At 65.5% G+C, this 17,824-nt stretch carries 23 protein-coding genes and 2 other RNA genes; 18 read left to right on the forward strand and 7 right to left on the reverse strand.

The annotated features are described in order from the left end of the window. The first annotated feature begins 115 nt into the window (after nt 1-115). The 7 genes from ACLB0R_RS14715 (at nt 116) to ACLB0R_RS14745 (ending at nt 5,139) form a co-directional block, all read left to right on the forward strand. Entirely contained in the window at nt 116-1,132 is a 1,017-nt protein-coding gene (locus ACLB0R_RS14715) for a cysteine desulfurase family protein (RefSeq protein WP_416644391.1), read from the forward strand. Beyond that, complete coding sequence (locus ACLB0R_RS14720) at nt 1,129-2,220, forward strand: cysteine desulfurase family protein (RefSeq protein WP_416644103.1); 1,092 nt, start codon at nt 1,129-1,131, stop codon at nt 2,218-2,220. The genes ACLB0R_RS14715 and ACLB0R_RS14720 overlap by 4 nt, the downstream gene beginning before the upstream one ends. Continuing rightward, nucleotides 2,217-2,549: a 2Fe-2S iron-sulfur cluster-binding protein gene (locus ACLB0R_RS14725; protein WP_416644104.1), complete on the forward strand. Its 333-nt coding sequence runs from the start codon at nt 2,217-2,219 to the stop codon at nt 2,547-2,549. The genes ACLB0R_RS14720 and ACLB0R_RS14725 overlap by 4 nt, the downstream gene beginning before the upstream one ends. A 60-nt stretch (nt 2,550-2,609) precedes the next feature. After that, nucleotides 2,610-2,855, forward strand: a complete 246-nt coding sequence (locus ACLB0R_RS14730) for a hypothetical protein (RefSeq protein WP_416644105.1) — start codon at nt 2,610-2,612, stop codon at nt 2,853-2,855. A gap of 53 nt (nt 2,856-2,908) precedes the next feature. After that, nucleotides 2,909-3,005: signal recognition particle sRNA small type (gene ffs, locus ACLB0R_RS14735), an RNA gene on the forward strand. Between the two features lie 158 nt (nt 3,006-3,163). Continuing rightward, the gene (locus ACLB0R_RS14740; RefSeq protein WP_416644106.1) at nt 3,164-4,819 is read left to right on the forward strand and encodes a DNA polymerase III subunit gamma/tau; all 1,656 of its coding nucleotides are present in this window, start codon (nt 3,164-3,166) and stop codon (nt 4,817-4,819) included. Further along, nucleotides 4,816-5,139 (forward strand): YbaB/EbfC family nucleoid-associated protein, encoded by a 324-nt coding sequence (locus ACLB0R_RS14745; RefSeq protein ID WP_416644107.1) that lies wholly within the window; start codon nt 4,816-4,818, stop codon nt 5,137-5,139. The genes ACLB0R_RS14740 and ACLB0R_RS14745 overlap by 4 nt, the downstream gene beginning before the upstream one ends. Before the next feature lie 160 nt (nt 5,140-5,299). Here the strand turns inward: ACLB0R_RS14745 and mtgA are convergent, their stop codons facing one another. The 3 genes from mtgA to ACLB0R_RS14760 all read right to left on the reverse strand — a co-directional run bounded on the left by mtgA (nt 5,300) and on the right by ACLB0R_RS14760 (nt 7,995). Beyond that, nucleotides 5,300-5,980: a monofunctional biosynthetic peptidoglycan transglycosylase gene (gene mtgA / locus ACLB0R_RS14750; RefSeq protein ID WP_416644108.1), complete on the reverse strand. Its 681-nt coding sequence runs from the start codon at nt 5,978-5,980 to the stop codon at nt 5,300-5,302. An 84-nt stretch (nt 5,981-6,064) separates the two neighbouring features. Further along, nucleotides 6,065-6,970 (reverse strand): RNA polymerase sigma factor RpoH, encoded by a 906-nt coding sequence (gene rpoH / locus ACLB0R_RS14755; RefSeq protein ID WP_416644109.1) that lies wholly within the window; start codon nt 6,968-6,970, stop codon nt 6,065-6,067. A 71-nt stretch (nt 6,971-7,041) separates the two neighbouring features. Continuing rightward, nucleotides 7,042-7,995, reverse strand: a complete 954-nt coding sequence (locus ACLB0R_RS14760; RefSeq protein ID WP_416644110.1) for an RluA family pseudouridine synthase — start codon at nt 7,993-7,995, stop codon at nt 7,042-7,044. Nucleotides 7,996-8,007: 12 nt separating this feature from the next. On the opposite strand from ACLB0R_RS14760, the gene ACLB0R_RS14765 reads away from it, so the two are divergent. The 11 genes from ACLB0R_RS14765 (at nt 8,008) to ACLB0R_RS14815 (ending at nt 16,552) form a co-directional block, all read left to right on the forward strand. Further along, complete coding sequence (locus ACLB0R_RS14765; RefSeq protein WP_434953868.1) at nt 8,008-8,406, forward strand: M67 family metallopeptidase; 399 nt, start codon at nt 8,008-8,010, stop codon at nt 8,404-8,406. 103 nt (nt 8,407-8,509) lie between these two features. After that, complete coding sequence (locus ACLB0R_RS14770) at nt 8,510-9,154, forward strand: histidine phosphotransferase family protein (protein WP_416644112.1); 645 nt, start codon at nt 8,510-8,512, stop codon at nt 9,152-9,154. Nucleotides 9,155-9,213: 59 nt separating this feature from the next. Further along, nucleotides 9,214-11,598 carry a chemotaxis protein CheA gene (locus ACLB0R_RS14775; RefSeq protein WP_416644113.1) on the forward strand — a complete coding sequence of 795 codons (2,385 nt, stop codon included), beginning with the start codon at nt 9,214-9,216 and terminating at the stop codon, nt 11,596-11,598. Next, nucleotides 11,598-12,029 (forward strand): chemotaxis protein CheW, encoded by a 432-nt coding sequence (locus ACLB0R_RS14780; RefSeq protein WP_416644114.1) that lies wholly within the window; start codon nt 11,598-11,600, stop codon nt 12,027-12,029. Before ACLB0R_RS14775 ends, ACLB0R_RS14780 begins: the two co-directional genes overlap by 1 nt. A gap of 82 nt (nt 12,030-12,111) precedes the next feature. Next, entirely contained in the window at nt 12,112-12,477 is a 366-nt protein-coding gene (locus ACLB0R_RS14785; RefSeq protein ID WP_416644115.1) for a response regulator, read from the forward strand. 31 nt (nt 12,478-12,508) lie between these two features. Then, the gene (locus tag ACLB0R_RS14790; protein WP_416644116.1) at nt 12,509-13,582 is read left to right on the forward strand and encodes a chemotaxis protein CheB; all 1,074 of its coding nucleotides are present in this window, start codon (nt 12,509-12,511) and stop codon (nt 13,580-13,582) included. Between the two features lie 35 nt (nt 13,583-13,617). Continuing rightward, the gene (locus tag ACLB0R_RS14795) at nt 13,618-14,442 is read left to right on the forward strand and encodes a CheR family methyltransferase (RefSeq protein ID WP_434953869.1); all 825 of its coding nucleotides are present in this window, start codon (nt 13,618-13,620) and stop codon (nt 14,440-14,442) included. 70 nt (nt 14,443-14,512) lie between these two features. Next, complete coding sequence (locus ACLB0R_RS14800; RefSeq protein WP_416644118.1) at nt 14,513-15,202, forward strand: N-acetylmuramoyl-L-alanine amidase; 690 nt, start codon at nt 14,513-14,515, stop codon at nt 15,200-15,202. An 11-nt stretch (nt 15,203-15,213) separates the two neighbouring features. Continuing rightward, an RNA gene (rnpB, locus tag ACLB0R_RS14805) (RNase P RNA component class A) lies at nt 15,214-15,596 on the forward strand. Nucleotides 15,597-15,672: 76 nt separating this feature from the next. After that, nucleotides 15,673-16,209 carry a J domain-containing protein gene (locus ACLB0R_RS14810; RefSeq protein WP_416644119.1) on the forward strand — a complete coding sequence of 179 codons (537 nt, stop codon included), beginning with the start codon at nt 15,673-15,675 and terminating at the stop codon, nt 16,207-16,209. 19 nt (nt 16,210-16,228) lie between these two features. Continuing rightward, a complete protein-coding gene (locus ACLB0R_RS14815) occupies nt 16,229-16,552 on the forward strand; it encodes a (2Fe-2S) ferredoxin domain-containing protein (RefSeq protein WP_416644120.1) in 324 nt (107 codons plus the stop codon). Between the two features lie 4 nt (nt 16,553-16,556). Here ACLB0R_RS14815 and ACLB0R_RS14820 read toward each other — a convergent pair whose 3' ends face one another. From ACLB0R_RS14820 to ACLB0R_RS14835, 4 genes are read right to left on the reverse strand one after another with little or no spacing between them, the layout of a single operon-like run. Then, entirely contained in the window at nt 16,557-16,982 is a 426-nt protein-coding gene (locus ACLB0R_RS14820; RefSeq protein WP_416644121.1) for a SufE family protein, read from the reverse strand. Nucleotides 16,983-17,006: 24 nt separating this feature from the next. Then, a complete protein-coding gene (locus ACLB0R_RS14825) occupies nt 17,007-17,252 on the reverse strand; it encodes a hypothetical protein (RefSeq protein WP_416644122.1) in 246 nt (81 codons plus the stop codon). 13 nt (nt 17,253-17,265) lie between these two features. Next, entirely contained in the window at nt 17,266-17,511 is a 246-nt protein-coding gene (locus ACLB0R_RS14830; protein ID WP_416644123.1) for a hypothetical protein, read from the reverse strand. Between the two features lie 31 nt (nt 17,512-17,542). Next, nucleotides 17,543-17,806 carry a hypothetical protein gene (locus ACLB0R_RS14835; RefSeq protein WP_416644124.1) on the reverse strand — a complete coding sequence of 88 codons (264 nt, stop codon included), beginning with the start codon at nt 17,804-17,806 and terminating at the stop codon, nt 17,543-17,545. Between the last annotated feature and the right edge of the window lie 18 nt (nt 17,807-17,824).

The raw sequence follows: 17,824 nt of genomic DNA on the forward strand, positions 1-17,824 counted from the left end.
CAAATAAAGTGCGCGCTATATAGGCATCGGGGCAATTGGCGCAATCGCGACGACGCGATAGAGCGCTGGGGCTGTGACCAAGCGCATCTATCTCGACCATGCCGCGACCACCCCGATGCGCCCCGAAGCGATCGCGGCGGTGAACGAAGGCATGCGCCGCTGGGCCAATCCCTCAAGCCCGCACGCAGAGGGCCGCGCGGCGCGAGCGGCGCTGGAGGAGGCGCGGGCGCGGATCAAGGCGGCACTCGGCTGGACCGGCGAGCTGATCTTCACGAGCGGCGCAAGCGAAGCGCTGTGGATCGCGCTTAATCGGTCCAAGGCCAAGCGGCGGATCGTTAGCGCGGTCGAGCATGACGCGGTGTTTCGAGCGGCCCTGGGAGCGGAGATCGCGCGGGTGACCGATGGCGAGATTGATCTCGACGCCCTGGCGCCGTTGCTGGCGGATGGGCCGTCGCCGATCGTAGCCATTCAGTCAGTCAACTCGGAGACGGGGACGCTCCTGCTGCCTGGCGCGGGTAACCACAAGGCGGTTGACTTGGTGCATGCCGCTGGCGGCGTCGTGCTAAGCGATTGTTCGCAAGGGCAGGGCCGTATTCCGCCGGATGTCGATATCGCCGTCGTCTCCGCGCACAAGCTGGGTGGGCCGGTGGGCATCGGCGCGTTGTTGGTCTGCGACTTGGCGTTGCTTGAGCCGGTTGGCGGGCATGAGTTCGGCTATCGGATGGGGACGGAGAATCTGCCGGCCATCCTGGGCTTTGCGGCCGCGCTGGCGGCGGGCGGGGCGGAAAGCTGGTCAACAACACCGGAACAGCAGCTCGATTTCAAGAATGCGATCTGGCGAGCGGGCGACGTGATCGCGCCCGGCGTCCAGGCCGCTCATATCCTGTCGATCGCCATGCCGCGCCTTTCCGCCGCAGCACAACTAATCCGCTTCGATGCAATGGGATTCGCTGTCTCCGCCGGCAGTGCGTGCTCGTCGGGCACGCTGAAGCGCAGTCGCGCGCTCGAAGCGTTCGGGGTCGATGAGGATACCGCATCGCGCACCATTCGCGTGTCCTTCGGCTGGAACACGACGCCCGATGAGATCGACGCCTTTCGAGATGCCTGGCTCGACATGGCGCGGTCCGCATGATCTATCTCGACTACCAGGCAACGACGCCGCTCGCGCCCGAGGCGTTGCAGGCGATGCTGCCCTGGCTCGAACGCCAGCACGCCAACCCGCATTCGGCGCATGCACCCGGTCGCGCAGCGAAAGCGGCGGTCGAGGCGGCACGCGAGCAGGTGGCGGCGTTGCTGCCGTCACGTGGGTCGGTCAGCTTCACCAGCGGCGCGACTGAGGCGCTCAACTGGGCGATCAAGGGCATCGGGCCGGGGCGCATCGTCACGATCGCGACCGAACATGCCGCCGTGCTCGACACCGTGGAAGCGATGCGGGCGATGGGGCGCGAGGTCACTATTCTGCTGGTCGATTGCGAGGGCTTGGTCGATCTGGATGCCGCAGCCGAAGCCATCCGGCCTGGTACGGCGCTGGTCGCAGCGATGCTCGTCAATAACGAAATTGGCGTCATCCAGCCGATCGCCGCGCTTGCCGATCTCGCCCACCGGGCCGGCGCGCTGATGCTGTGCGATGCGGTGCAGGGCTATGGCCGGGAACCGATCCCAGATGCGGTCGATCTCGTTGCTGTGTCGGCGCACAAAATCCACGGCCCCAAAGGCATCGGCGCGTTGTGGATGCGCGATGGCATCCGGTTGGCGCCGCTACTCCACGGCGGCGGGCAAGAAGCGGCGGGGCGGTCTGGCACGCTGTCACCCGCCTTGTGCGCGGGCTTTGGCGCCGCTGCGGCGCTGATGGCGTTGCAAGCGGATGTGGACCGCGCTCATGTCGAAAGGCTGTGGCAAGCGGCAGTCGCTAGGTTGGGTGCCGACTGGACGATCACCGGCGCAACCGATGCTCGCTACCCCGGCAATCTCAACATTCGCCGCGCCGGGCTCGACGTGGCGCGCCTGATCTCCGAGCTGCGCGACGTCGCTTTTTCGGCGGGCTCGGCTTGCGCAAGCGGCTCGGGGCGACCAAGCCATGTGCTGTCGGCATTGGGGTTGGATGATGCCTCGATCAAGTCGAGCATCCGCCTGGGCTTTGGTCGATATACGAGCGAGGAAGAATTGGTGACCGCGATCGACCGCATCAACGCTGCCGCGCTGGCACAGGGCGCGATGTGACCAAGGTGCGCTTCATCGGTGCCGATGGCGAGGTGCGCGAGGTCGATGCGGACGCCGGCGCGCGGCTGCTCGACGTGGCGCAGGCCGACGGCCAGCCGCTCGAGGGCACTTGTGAGGGGCAGATGGCGTGCTCGACCTGCCATGTCATCATCGCGCCGGACGACTTCGCCAGGCTGCCGCCGGCCAGCGCCAACGAGGAGGACATGCTCGATCTGGCGCTCGGCGCAACGCGCACCAGCAGGCTTGCCTGCCAGATCTGGCTGGCGGAAGAGCTTGCCGAGATTACAGTCAAAATTCCCGGCCAGTTTCGGAACATGCAGGGTCGCTGACCGTTACGGGCTCACGCTCGATGTCCGGTCGAAGCGGTGTTCTGAGAGGAGCCCCATCCCATGAAGCTGCCCATAATTTTCGCTGCCCTTGCCCTGACCGCCGTCCCGGCCGTCGCGCAGATGGAGACGACCACTACGACCACCGAGCGGCATGTGACGCGCTCCGAAGAGCGGCATGACAGCGTGCGTGACGATGCTCGTCGCGGTGATCAGGACCGTCGCTACGGCCATGTCCGCCGGGTCTGCAAATGGCATTGGCAGGGCCATCGCCGTGTCCGCGTCTGCCGGACGGTGCGCTGGCACTGAGGCGCGTTGACGCCTGAGGCTTGAACGATCCGCCCGGCTCCGCCATATGGCGCGCGGGAGTCGGGCGGACGTAGCCGTCGCCAACCCGGTCAGGTCCGGAAGGAAGCAGCCGTAACGATTTTCGCCACGGGTCGTTCCGGCTCCCACCGCCCGCCGCGCCAGCGGCAACAACTTTGCCACGCGCTCTAAGCAGCGGGCACGGCCGGCGGGGCTAACGGCCCCGTCCGACGACGCAGCTTCGCTGCGGCGCGCGTTCACGACACACTTCCCCATTGCCCCAGCCCAACCCGCGCCCCTAGATGGGGCCCGTGAGCGACGACTCCTTCCCCGAACCCGGCTTCGACCTCGGTGAGCCTTCCCCGACGCCGCGCAACGACGCCTATCGCGTGCTGGCGCGCAAATACCGGCCGCAGACCTTTGCCGAGCTGATCGGCCAGGATGCGATGGTCCAGACGCTCGCCAATGCGATCCAGCGCGGGCGGCTAGCGCATGCCTTTCTGCTGACGGGCGTGCGCGGCGTCGGCAAGACATCGACCGCGCGCCTCATCGCCAAGGCACTCAACTGCGTCGGCCCGGATGGGCAGGGCGGCCCGACCATCGACCCCTGTGGCGTGTGCGAGCCGTGCCGCGCGATTGCCGAGGGGCGGCACATCGACGTGATCGAGATGGACGCCGCCAGCCATACCGGCGTCGACGATGTCCGCGAGATCATCGACGCTTCGCGCTACGCCGCGGTCAGCGCGCGCTACAAAATCTACATCATCGACGAAGTCCACATGCTCTCCAAAAACGCCTTCAACGCGCTGTTGAAGACGCTTGAGGAACCGCCGGCGCATGTGAAATTCCTGTTCGCGACGACTGAGGTTAACAAAGTGCCGGTAACGGTGCTGTCGCGCTGCCAGCGCTTCGATCTGCGCCGCATCCCCGCCGACAAGCTCGGCGCGCATTTCGCCGCGGTGGCAGAAGCCGAGGGAATCGAGGCCGAACCCGAAGCGTTGGCGCTCATCGCGCGCGCGGCGGAAGGCAGCGCGCGCGACGGGCTGTCGATGCTCGATCAGGCGATCGCGCACGCCGATATGGCCGGCGGCCGCGTCGAGGCAGCGGCGGTGCGCGAGATGCTCGGCCTCTCGGATCGTGGCGCGATGCGCGAGTTGATGGGGCTGGTGCTGGCGGGCGATGCCGCTGCCGCGCTCGACCTGTTGCGGCGGCAATATGCGCTGGGCGTCGATCCGCAGGCAGTGTTGCGGTCGTTGCTCGAAACGGTGCATGCGATCACCCTCGCCAAGATCGGCACGCCGCCCGATGCGGCGCAGTCGCTGGAGGAGCGCCAGGCGCTGGCCGATTGGGCGGGCTCGCTCAGCCACGGCTTGCTGCATCGCCTTTGGCAGCTGCTGCTGAAGGGCCATGACGAGGTCGGTCGTGCCGCGCTGCCGATCGAGGCGTGCGAGATGGCGCTGCTGCGGCTGATCTATGCCTCGACCTTGCCCGATCCGGCCGATCTGGCTCGACAAATCCAGTCGGGCGTGGGGGCTCACGCACCTGCGCCAAGCCCTGCGCCTTCGCCCGGCGCAGCACCGGCGCCAAGGTCGCGCCTGCCCGAAAGCTTTGCCGCGATGATCGATGTTCTCGATGCCGCGCGGGAAGTCGCGCTTGCCGAGCAGTTGCGCGTCGCGGCACGCGTCGTGCGCTACGCCGCGCCGGAACTGGTGCTGTCATCGCTCAAGCCCATGCCGGCAGAACTCCCGCGCGAGCTGGCGGAAGCGATGCGCCGGCTGACCGGACAGGTATGGCGAATTTCGGTCGAGGAACTCGCCGGCGCGCCGTCGGTTCGCGAGGCCGAGGCCGAGGCGCGTACTGCAGCGCTGGAAGCGGTGCGCCGCGCGCCTATCGTCGCGGCCGCGCTTGAAACTTTTCCCGATGCCGAGATCACCGGCTGGGACGACACACGGAGCAACCAGGCATGAAAAGCATCGAAGACATCATGGCGATGGCGCAGAACGTCCAGAGCGAGTTGATGAAAGCGCAGGCCAATCTCGACACGATCGAGGTACAGGGCGCGGCTGGCGGCGGCCTCGTCAAGATACGCGCCTCGGCCAAGGGCCGGATCATCGGCGTCGCGATCGACGACAGCCTGATGCAGCCGAGCGAAAAGCAGATGCTGGAAGACCTGATCGCCGCGGCGCTCAACGATGCCCGCGCCAAGGCGGACGCGGCCTCCAACGCCGAAATGTCGAAGATGACGAGCGGCATGCCGCTGCCGCCGGGCTTCAAATTGCCCTTCTGAGCCCATCCGCGGGGAACTCCGCAGGCCGGAGGAAGTTACCACCCTGTGATAACAACAGGGAGGTCCTGCGATGCGGTCGGTTATTCTTTGGCTTATCGGCGTGCCTTTGCCGATCATTCTGTTGCTGGCGCTTTGCACGCACCATTTTTGACGACGTCGCCTACCGGCTTAGGCAATCGTCCAAGCCGCTATTCGCGACCACTGCCTCACGTTTGGTGATCGCATTGCCATGGCGGCGGGTGAAGCCGGTCGGCGCGACGGCCTCGCGCTTCTTGGGGCTTGGCAGTATGGCAGCGATGCGGCCGGCCTCGCTCGCGGTCAACCGGCTGGCATCATGGCCGAAATAACGCTGTGACGCGGCGTTGACGCCATAAGTGCCGAGGCCGGTCTCGGCGACATTGAGGTAAACCTCCATGATCCGGCGCTTGCCCCAGATGCGCTCGATCAGCACCGTAAACCACGCCTCGAACGCCTTGCGCACATAGCCGCCCCCCTGAATCAGGAAGGCGTTCTTGGCGGTCTGCTGGCTGATCGTCGAGCCACCGCGCAGCCGCTTGCCTTGCTCGTTCTTGGCATAGGCCTTTTCGATCGCGGTGAGGTCGAAGCCGTGATGCAGGCAAAAACGCGAATCCTCGCCGGCGATTACTGCCTGGGCCATGTTGGGATCGATGCGGTCGAGCGGCATCCAGCTCTTGCTGATCGAATGGCCGGACAACACGTCCCCGATCATCGTGAAGGTGATCGGCGGCGCAATAAACCGGTAAATCGCCACCCACAGCACCGAGATTACGACGAACCCGAAGATGAGCTTTGCAGTGGTGAGGATCAGCGAGCGGATCATGTTTCGGGGGTGACATGAAGCGGGCGGGGAGATCAACCCCGCCGCCCGATCACTGGCCTATATCAGGACGCCACCCGGTCGAGCTTACGCCACCGCCAGCAGCCGCCGCTCGCCGGCCAGGCGCATCATTGCCTTTTGCAGCTTCTCGAACGCACGCACCTCGATCTGGCGGACGCGTTCGCGACTGACGCCATAGACCTGGCTCAGCTCTTCGAGCGTCTTGGGATCGTCGGTCAGGCGGCGTTCGGTCAGGATGTGGCGCTCGCGCTCGTTCAGATCGTCCATCGCGTTGGCGAGCATCTCGTGGCGGACATCGGCCTCCTGCGCCTCGGCGACCATCTGGTCCTGGAGCGGCGCGTCGTCGACCAGCCAATCCTGCCACTGGCCTTCGCCATCCTCGCGCATCGAGACGTTGAGGCTGGTGTCGCCGCCCATCGCCATGCGGCGATTCATGCTGATGACGTCTTCCTCGCTCACGCCGAGGTCGGTGGCGATCTTGCGAACGTCCTCGGGCTTGAGGTCGCCATCGTCGAACGCGTCGATGCGGGCCTTCATCCGGCGCAGGTTGAAGAACAGCTTCTTCTGCGCCGCCGTGGTGCCCATCTTCACCAGGCTCCACGAACGCAGGATGAATTCCTGGATCGAGGCACGGATCCACCACATCGCATAGGTCGCGAGCCGGAAGCCGCGATCGGCCTCAAACTTCTTCACGCCCTGCATCAGGCCGATATTGCCTTCGGAAATGAGCTCGCTCACCGGCAGGCCGTAGCCGCGATAACCCATCGCGATCTTGGCGACGAGGCGCAAGTGCGAGGTGACGAGCTGCGCCGCCGCTTCCGGATCGCCATGCTCCTCGAACCGCTTGGCGAGCATATATTCCTGCTCGGCCGACAGGATCGGGAATTTCTTGATCTCGGACAAATAGCGATTGAGGCTCGCTTCTCCGCCCAGGGCAGGAATCGTCGCGGGGACGTTGCTGTTGTTGGCCATAACCCAATCTCCCTTCTTAGTGGGCGCTGATGGGCGCGAACCCCAAATGGGCGAACGCGCGGTCAGCCCCGTCAGTTCATCAATCTATCGCGTAGCATCCGCATGTCGGCGGGTATTTCGCTATCAAAGCACAAAGCGTTACTTGTTACGGGGTGGATGAACCCCAATTTCGCCGCGTGCAAGGCCTGGCGCCTGAAACCCAGCGTTTCCAATATCGACCGATGGCCATGCTTTGTTCTCGCATAAACCGGGTCGCCGAGCAAGGCATGGCCGATCGACGCCATGTGGACGCGCACCTGGTGCGTCCGGCCGGTTTCGAGCCGGCATTCGATCATCGCGGCATCGGCCAAGGGCATCACCGTGCGATAATGCGTCACCGCGCGCTTGCCGCCCGCAACGATCGCCATCTTCTTGCGATTGCTGGGCGAACGGCCGAGCGGCGCGTCGACAGTTCCGGCGATGGGTATCGGCCGCCCGGCGACGATCGCGCAATACCGACGGTCGATTGTATGGTCGGCAAACTGCTTGGCGAGACCGATATGCGCGGCATCGGTCTTGGCGACGACGAGCAGGCCTGAGGTATCCTTGTCGATGCGGTGGACGATCCCCGGCCGGGCGACGCCGCCAATGCCCGACAGCTGGCCCGCGCAATGGTGGAGCAGCGCATTGACCAGCGTCCCCTCCAGATTGCCGGCGGCAGGGTGGACGACGAGGCCGGCGGGCTTGTCGATAACGATAAGATGCTCGTCCTCGAACACGATGGTGAGCGCGATATCCTCGGCGGCGGCTTCGAGCGGGCGCGCTGGCGGCAACGCCACGGTGAACACCTGCCCGGCAACCGCACGCCGCGCAGGATCGCGCGCCGGTGCGCCGCTCACTTCGCTGACGGCGCCTTCGGCCATCAGCGCTTTCAGCCGCTCGCGCGACAAGTGCGGCAGCGCATCCGCCAGCGCGCGGTCGAGCCGCAACCCGTCCGCTCCCTCGGCAATCCGTGCTTCGATGATCGTGGAAGAACCCCCAGGCATTCGTTTACAGAGATGGGAATGGTTGTTGGAATATCAAGCGAGCTGCTCGACCGATTGATCGCGGAAGCGGCGCGCGCCCATCCGCACGAAGCATGCGGGCTGCTTTATGGAACGGGCGAGCGGATCGACGATGCGGAGATTGTCGCCAATGTCGCGGCAGACCCAGCCCGTGGCTTTGAAATCGACCCCGCCGCGCTGTTCGCCGCGTTACGCGCGGAGCGGGCAGGGGGCGCGCGACTGATCGGCTATTGGCACTCGCACCCAACGGGCGACGCGACACCATCGGCGACCGACACAGCGATGGCCGCCGCGGACGGCAAGCTTTGGCTGATCATCGCCGGCGAGCGGGCCACGCTGTGGCGGGCCGGCGACCATGGCTTCGAGGCTGCGACCCTCGATCCCGACCGTTGATCGCCCTCGACCTTGGTGCGGCCAAGCGCGATTGCTCGCGATGCCCCGCTTGCACCGCAAAGGCGCCTCCGCCAAAGAGGCTCCAATATTCAGGAGCGCCCCGTTGACGATGACCCCGGTCGATTTCGCCAGTCTTCTCTGCTCGCGGCTGTGCCATGACCTGCTGAGCCCGGTGGGCGCGCTCAATAACGGCCTCGAATTGCTTGCGGACGAGCACGACCCGGAAATGCGGGCGCGATGCCTTGAATTGCTCGCCGAGAGTGCGCGCGCGTCGGCTAACAAGCTCAAATTCTTCCGGCTTGCGTTCGGCGCGGCGGGCGGTTTCGGCGAGACCGTGGACACGCGTGAAGCACGCGCGGCGATCGAGGGGCTGTTCGGCGAGAACCACCGGCTGACGCTGGGCTGGATGATCGAGGACAGCGTGCTGCCCAAGCCGGCGATCAAGGTGCTGCTCAACCTGGCACTGATTGCCGGCGACGCGCTGATCCGCGGCGGCCAGCTCGATATCGGCGCCGAAGTCGTCGGTGGCCAGATCGAGATCGTCGTGCGCGGTGACGGGCCACGCATCGTGCTCGACCAAGAGCTTCGCGATGCGCTGACCGGCGCGCAGGGCGATGCGCCCGTCACGCCGCGCGCAGCTGCGGCGTTCCTCGTGCATGCGTTGGTCGAGCAGGGCGGCGGGGTGGTTCAGGTGTCACCGCCCGATGCGCCGGTGCTGTTGTTCGGGGCAGCTTTTCGCGCCGGGTAAACCCCGCCTTAACCAATAGCTTGCCATGGTCCGCGCCAGCACAGGCAGGCCGGGGCCCGATGGACGACCTTCTGCAGGAATTCATTGCCGAAACGCGCGAAACGCTGGCGGCGTTGTCGGGCGAGATTGTGATGTGGGAAGCCGACCCGCAGGATCGCGCACGGCTGGATGCGATTTTCCGCTTTGTTCACACCGTCAAGGGAAGCTGCGGTTTCCTCGATCTGCCGCGCCTCAGCCGACTGAGTCATGCGGCCGAGGATGCGCTGGCGTCGGTTCGCTCGGGCGAGCGAGTGCCGGATGCGGCGCTGGTGACCGCGGTGTTGGCGATTGTCGACCGCATCGGCGACGTGATCGAAGCGATCGACGTCGGCGCTGGCCTAGACGATACCGGTGAGGATTTGCTGATCGCGGCGCTGGCGCCCGCAAGCGCCGATCCGGCTGCGGACGAACCTGCCGATGCGCCGGACAACGCTGGCGAAGGCCCGGCGATCCCGAATGCGCCGGCGGCGATCGGTCAGCGCACGCAATCGCGCAGCGTTCGCCTGAATGTCGATCTGCTCGACAAGATGATGAGCGGCATGTCCGACATGGTGCTCGCGCGCAACGAATTGGCGCGCCGCTTGCGCCATGATGCGGTCGATCCGGCGATCGAGGCAGCGCTCGAGCGCTTGTCGATGACCGTTGCGGAAATGCGCGACACCGTCACGCGCACGCGCATGCAGAAGATCGACGGCTTGTTCTCGGCCTTGCCGCGCCTGGTGCGCGATGCGGCGGCAGAGCTGGGCAAGTCGGTATCGCTCGCCATCGACGGCGCGGACGTCGAGCTTGATCGCGAGATGATCGAGCTGATGCGCGACCCGCTCGTCCATATCATCCGCAACGCCATCGATCATGGCCTCGAATCACCTGCTGATCGTCGCGCGGCCGGCAAGCGCGAGACGGGCCGGCTCGCGGTCGGCGCGCGTCAATCAGGCAACCAGATCATCGTCGAGATCGCCGATGACGGGCGCGGAATCGATACCGGGCGGCTGGTCGCGAAGGCGGCGGCGGCCGGCGTCAAATCCGAAGCCGAACTGCGTGTGATGAGCGAGCGGGCGCGGCTCGACCTCATTTTTCAGCCGGGCTTGTCGACCAAGGACCAAGTCACCAAAATTTCCGGACGCGGCGTCGGTATGGACGTGGTCCGCGCCAATATCGAACAGATCGGTGGCCGCATCGAGCTGAACAACCGGCCGGGTCGCGGGCTGACGATCACCATCCATGTGCCGCTGACTTTGTCGATCATCTCGACCGTCGTGGTCGGGGTCGGCGGCCAGCGTTTCGCCTTGCCGCGCCAGTCGGTCGAGGAAATCGTGCCGGTGCGCGGCGATGCCGTGCGCGTCGATCTGGTCGGCGATGCTCCCATCGCGACGGTGCGCGAGCGCCGGTTGCCCCTGGTCGATCTCGGCGCGACGCTCAAAATGCCCGATCGGGACGCGCACACCGCGACCATGTTGGCGATCGTTGCGGTCAATGGCGGCAGCTATGCGCTTGGCGTCGACACGGTGCTCGACACCGAAGAGCTGGTGATCAAGCCGGCGGCGCCTGCGGTGATGATGTCGGGCCTTTATGCGGGCCAGACCTTGCCCGATACCGGCTTGCCGATGCTGCTGCTCGACGGCGCGGGCGTCGCGTCGCGCGCTGGCGTTCAGTTCAACCGCGAGGCCGTGGTCGACGAAAGTGATGACCGCGCGGTCGTTCTCAACGATGATCACGCCGCGCTGCTTTTCCTCGATCTCGATGGCGTCCGCCGCGCGGTGCCACTGGCAGCGGTCGATCGGGTCGAGCTGGTGCCGGTTTCCGCTGCGCGCGATACGGCGGGGGCGCTCCGCTTGACGATCGATGGCGGCATCATTCCCTTGCAAGCCGTTGCGACGCTTCCGGAAAGCGGCGAAATCGGCGTGCTCCGCTTCGACGATGGCGAGAGTGAGATCGGTTATGCGATTGCCGAGGCGCTCGACATTATTTCGCTCGACGAGCCCATGGTCCCCGCGCGCGAGCCCGGTCCTATTGCCGGCGTCTTGATCCATGAAGGCGAGCAGATCGAATTGATCGACCTGCACTGGCTGTTCGCGGCGCAGGGCGAGACCAAGGCATCGAGCGGCGTGCCCATTTGCTTGCTGACCGGTAGCGATGCGGGCTGGATGGAGAGCTTCCTTCGCCCCGTGATCGAAGGTGCGGGCTATCGCGTCGCGACGAGCCTGAGCGATGGCGAGCGCGCGACCGTCGCGCTGGCAATGGAGGATGACGATAACGCCGCGATCGTGGCCGACCGCGCGCCCTCGGTCGTGCGATTGAGCCGCCGCCGTACCCAGCGGGTCAAGCGCGGCGAGCTCGTCTATCGCTATGATCGCGCGACTTTGGTGCGCGTGCTCGAGGAATATCGGCTGGCAGGGGGCATGTGATGAGCAAAGACCTTTTCCTCGTCGCTTATCTCGCGGGTCGCACCGTCGCGATCGATTCGGCCGAGGTCGATTCGGTGGTCGATATCGGTCAGGTGACACCGGTGCCCTGCGCTTATCGCGACGTCGCCGGGCTGGCTGCGCTGCGCAGCCGCGTCGTGACCGTCATCGATCCGCGCGGTGCCCTCGGATTGCCGGTAGTCGAGCGCGCTAAGTCGCGCGCGATCATCACTGTTATCGATGGGCACCATTATGCGATCCTCGTCGATGGCTTGGAGGATGTCGCCCCGTTCCAGCGGCTGCCGCTCGATGGCGGAATCACGCTCGACAATGGCTGGCGCAGGGCTGGGCGCGCGCTCATCGAGCGCGATGGCGAGCCCATCCTCGTCGTCGATCTTCGCGCGCTGGTGCCGGGCCTCGCCGCCGTCGCCTGATCGCGCGAATTTTTGCCATTAACGCGACGCTTACGCTTTGTCGTGCACAAGGGCCGGGTACGATCAACGGGGTGACCAATCGATGAAAACGTGTCTTGTGGTGGATGATTCGAAAGTGATCCGTAAGGTCGCTCGGCACATCCTCGAAACGCTCGATTTCCAGGTCACCGAAGCCGGCGATGGCCGCGAGGCGCTCGACGCTTGTCTGGTGGACGCGCCCGACGTGATTTTGCTCGATTGGAACATGCCGGTGATGAGCGGCATGGATTTCCTGCGCGCGCTGCGTGAAAGCGCCGTCGCGCGCCGGCCCAAGGTCGTGTTCTGCACGACCGAGAATGGCATGGCCTATATTCGCGCCGCGATTGAAGCTGGGGCCGACGAATATGTCATGAAGCCGTTCGATCGCGAAACCTTGGAAAGCAAGCTCCAGATCGTCGGCATGGCCTGATCGGCCGCTTTTCAAGAAAGCGCGCGCCGCCATGGTCACCCGCACCGCTGCACTGTTTACTGAAGCAACGGCGATCAGCGTGCCGCAAGTGCTGATTGTCGACGATTCAGCCGTGGCACGGGCCGTGATTGCGCGGACGATCGACATGCAGGGCCGCTATGCCGTTGCCGGCGCGGTCAGCGACGCGCACGCCGCGCTCGCTTTTCTTGCCGATCATCGTGTCGACGTCATTCTGCTCGACATCGAGCTTCCCGGTATCGACGGGCTGACGGCCTTGCCCGATCTGATCGCGGCTGGGCGCGGCGCGCGGGTGCTGATCGTTTCGTCCTCATGCGGTGAAAATGCTGCGACGACGATCCAAGCACTGACGCTGGGTGCCGCCGACACCCTGGTCAAACCGAGCGCCGGGGAACTCGCCGGCCGATTTGCGACGATTCTCGATGCCAAGCTCGCGCGGCTGCTCGACGACGATTATTCGAGCTTGGCCGACGAGCCGGTCCAGACGAGCGCCCCGGTGCGCCGACCCGATTTCGATATTGTCGCGATCGGCGCCTCGACCGGCGGCATCCACGCGCTCAGCCATTTGCTGAGGGCAATCCCGGCGTCGTTCCAGACGCCGATCCTGGTGACGCAGCATCTCCCCGAGTCGTTCATGCCCTATTTCGCGGCGCAGCTCGCGGTGCTGGTGGGGCGGCCCTGCGACGTTGCGGTCGATTTCATGGCGATCAAGCCCGGTCGTATCATGGTGGCGCCGGGGGACGCGCACATCCATTGCGTCGCGCAGGGCGATCGCGTGATCGTGCAGCTGGGTCGCGAGAATGTGCCGAGCGGCTGCCGCCCGTCGGTCGACCCGATGTTTGCAACCGTGGCCAAGGTTTACGGTCGGCGAGCGCTCGCGATCGTACTGAGCGGCATGGGACGTGACGGGACCGATGGCGCACGCCGCGTTGCCGCTGCTGGTGGCGTTGTCGTGGCTCAGGACAAGGCAAGCTCGGTCGTTTGGGGCATGCCCGGCTCGGTGGTGCAGGAAGGCCTGGCGCGGCTGCAGCTCCATCCCGACGATATCGGCCGGCTGGTCGCGAGCCAGCGGCGGCCGTCATGCTGATCCCGCGGCTCGAACCCGGCTCGCCGACCCCGGCCATGTCCGCGCTAGCCACCTTGCTCGAAAAGCGCACCGGCCAGCGGCTTGCCGCCAATCGCAGCTGGCGGATCGAAACAGAATTGAAGCCGGTGATGCGCGCGCTGGGTCTGGAAACGCTCGAAGATCTCGTCGCGGCTTATGATGCCGATCCACGCGGCAAGCTCGGCGACCAGATCGTCGACGCGCTGCTCAACCAGGAAACGAGCTTCTTCCGCGATGGCGCGGTGCTCGACATGGTTGCCGATGCAGCGATGGCGATGGCGGTGGAGCATGCCGGCCGACGCATCAAGGTGTGGTCGGCGGGCTGCGCCAATGGCCAGGAACCGCTGTCGCTGGCGATGCTGTTTGCCGAGCGTGCGCGCCAGCAAGGGCTAGCCGAGCCCGAAATCCTGGCGACCGACGTATCCGACGCAGCGATATCACGCGCACGCGCCGGTCGGTTCAGCCAATTTGAAATCCAGCGCGGGCTGCCGGTGCGTCGGATGATCGAATGGTTCGAGGCGGATGGCCCGACCTGGACAGCGCGGCCCGACCTGGTCCGCCGCATCGTGTTCCGCCGGCATAACCTGGTCGGCGACGTGCCGCCGGTCGGCAGGTTCGACATCGTGCTATGCCGCAACGTGCTCCTCTATCTGTCGGCGGACCAGCGCCAGCAGGTGTTCGATGCGTTTGCGCGCGTCGTGCGTCCCGGTGGCTTGCTGGTGCTAGGCGCCGGCGAGACGGTGATCGGCCAGAGCGAAGCATTCGTCCCGAGCGCGCGCTATCGCGGCTTGTACGAACCGGCACCGGGCGTGCGGCTCGGTCTGCGCGAGGAATTCGCCTGAGCTTGCTCTTGGTGGCGCTGCGGCGCTACCGTTGCCCCTGCAGCATGGTTTGTGCTGCGAGGGAGCCTGCATGACGATCATCGAAGCGCCATCGCCCAATTTTGACGAGCGCGCGCTGCCGATTTCGATGATCGTTCTCCATTATACCGGCATGCAGGACGGCCCGTCGGCAATTGCGCGACTGCGCGACCCGGAAGCAAAGGTCTCGTCGCATTATGTCGTCGATGAGGATGGCACGGTGCTGCGCCTGGTCGCTGAAGACAAGCGCGCCTGGCATGCCGGCAAGTCGCATTGGCGGACGATCGATGACGTCAATTCCGCCTCGGTCGGCATCGAGATCGTCAATCCGGGGCATGAATGGGGCTATCGGCCGTTCCCGGACGAGCAGATCGCCTCGGTGATGCAGCTCGTCCGCGACATCAAGGATCGCTATTCGATCACGCGCGGCAATGTCGTCGGTCATTCGGACATCGCCCCCGCCCGCAAGCAGGATCCGGGCGAATTATTCCCTTGGGGCCAGCTCGCAAAATTGCGCCTGGCGCTGCCGCGCCCGACCAAAAACTTGATGGACCCGCACTGGACCGAGGCGGGCTTCCTGATCGCGCTCGAGCGCTTCGGCTATGATGTCACTAACCCGATGGCGGCGATCATGGCCTTCCAACGCCGCTTCCGCCCTGAATTGCTCGACGGCGAAATCGACGCCGAGTGCCGGATGATCCTGCTCGCGCTGCTGTTGCCAAAGCCGCAGGGCGACGAGTAAGAGCATCGTTGCCAGAGGGTCGGGCGGCCGCGTCGCAGCAATGCGCCGAGGAAAGTCCGGGCTCCACGGAAACGACGGTGCCGGGTAACGCCCGGCGGCCGCCGCGCAGGCGGGGGTCAGGGAAAGTGCCACAGAGAGCAGACCGCCCACCGCCCTTTAAGGGCAGGGGCAAGGGTGAAAGGGTGCGGCAAGAGCGCACCGCGCGACGGGCAACCGAAGCGGCACGGCAAACCCCACCGGGAGCAAGACCGAATAGGGGCGGCACATGAGCTTCGTTCCGGCTCGTCGCCCGGGTTGGTTGCTGGAGCCGTCGCGCAAGCGCCGGCCGAGAGGAATGGTCGCCGATCCTCAGCGATGAGGGGAACAGAACCCGGCTTACAGACCCTCTGGCGTTTTGAGGTTGCCGATTCACAAGGACGTCGCAAAACCGTCATGGCAATCGCGCGATCTCGTGCTTAGATGGTTAATCTATGGCACGGCAGACGCGATCGGTTGACTGGGGCTTTCCGCGCTGGCGGGGCTATGGCACCACGCGCGAGGCGAAGCAGGTGCGCTTGTGCGATCGCCATGGCTGCGCCGAGCCTGGCAATCATCCCGCGCCCAAGGCGCCTAACAGCCCGGATCGCTGGTATTTCTGCCAGACGCACGCGGCGGAATATAATCGCGGCTGGAATTATTTCGAAGGCCTGACGCCCGAGGAAGCCGCCGCGCGCGAGGCGCGCGAGACGGCAGACGCCAATGGCTATGCCGAAGCGCGCCATTATGGCTGGGCGGGGCCGGGCGATGGCACGCGCTCGCGTGACGAAATGCGCGCGCTTGAGGTGTTAGAACTTGAGAGCGATGCCGATTTCGACGCGGTTCGCGTTGCCTGGCGCAGGCTGGCCAAGGCCAATCACCCCGATGTCTGCCCCGGCGATGCCGAGGCCGCCAAGCGCTTCCAGTCGATCCAGGCGGCGTACGAGGTGCTCCGCGTCGCGGAAGAGTATCGCCAGTGGCGGCCCGGTTGAGGAGCAAGGCCGTCCACGCATGAAGGCAGTCATCGCGTCGCGCTGGGAGCGGACGATCCTTGTCTGCGCGAAATGCAGTAAAAAGGTCGACGGCGGCTTCGGCAACAAGGGCAAGCAACGCCTCGCCAAGGCATTGCGCCGCTATCTCGGCATCAAGCGGTGGCGCAAAAGCCCGATCGGCATTGTCGAGGTGAAATGTCTCGGGGTGTGCTCTAAAGGCGGCGTGACCGTGGTCGATGCCGCAAAGCCGGGGACCTGGCATGTCGTACCGCAGTGTGCCGAAGTCGAGACCGTCGCGGCAATGCTGGACCTTGTGCCCGACTCCTCGTCATTGCGGGCGTAGCGTTTTACCTTTGATCCGCCTCCAACCGTGCCGCCGTTTCGCGGATCAGCGCGATCATGTTGGGGATTCCTTGCGTCCGGTTTGAGCTCAGCTGGTTCTTGAGGTCGAACGGCGCGAGCAATCCCTCAATGTCGGTCGCAAGAATATCGCCGGGTGTCCGATCCTGCACCGTCTCCAGCACCAGCGCGATGATACCCTTGGTGATGGCGGCGTTGCTATCCGCCAGGAAGTGCAAGGTGCCGTTTTCGCAGCGGGTGGGGTACACCCAGACCGAAGCCGAACATCCCCGCACCAAGGTCGCCTCAGTCTTCAGCGGATCGGGCATCGGCTCCAGCGCGCGGCCCAGGTCGATCAGCAGGCGGTAGCGATCGTCGCTATCGAGAAACTCATATTCATCGCGGATGTCGGTCAGGCGGGCGAGGGCGTCCATGCCCGCCCGCTACCGGGATGAGCCTTAAAGGTCCACCCCGGCGGCGATGGCTTCCAGCTTGCGGATGCGCTCTTTCAGGTCGGCGATCTCGATGCGGGCATTGGCGTTGGGCAGCGTCGGGCCATCGGCGAAGGGGCTGCCGTGCCGCGACAGTTCCAGCTGCTTAAGCTGCAGCCAGCCGCGCCAGCCGGTCAACGCCGCCATCGTCACCATGCCGAGCGCGGCGAGGCCGGCAGTGGCAATCGTCAGATAAAAGCTCGTGTCGATCATGACGTGAACCCTCTTATTTCTGGTCGCGCAGCGCTTCGATCTGGCGATCGAGCGCTTTCGCGCCGGTGTCTTCGGTCGCGAGGCGTTCGAGCACCGCGATCCGCTCTTTGAGAAACTGGACTTCCTGGCGCAGGCGATTGCTCTCCTGTGTGTCGCTCGCCTCCGGCAGAACCACGGCCTCACGCCCGAAATAGGCCCTCACCGCCTTGCCGATGGTCGCGACGATGACGATCGCCAGGACGAATTCATAAACGTTCATTGAAACTTCCCTCCCAAAGCCAGCCGACGGATCAGTTTAGCGGCGCATCGCGCAGCCGCTCGATCTCGTCGGAGAGCGTCAATCCCTTGTCGGTGACGATGCGTTCGATCACCGCCAGTCTTTGCTCCAGCCGCTCGCTGCGGGCGGCGTCCATCTCGATCCGCTTGCGCATCAGCTCGGCTTCGAGTTCGAGCTTGCGTTCCTGAAAGCGGAGCCACGGCCTGACCACGGTGCCGCCGAAGATGGCGACGAGGCCGCAGGAAATGCCGAGTATGGGGATCAGAAAAATGGACATCAAAAGCTCCTGTTGATG

Source organism: Sphingomonas sp. GlSt437 (genome assembly GCF_048015635.2).
Classification (GTDB): Bacteria; Pseudomonadota; Alphaproteobacteria; order Sphingomonadales; family Sphingomonadaceae; genus Sphingomonas.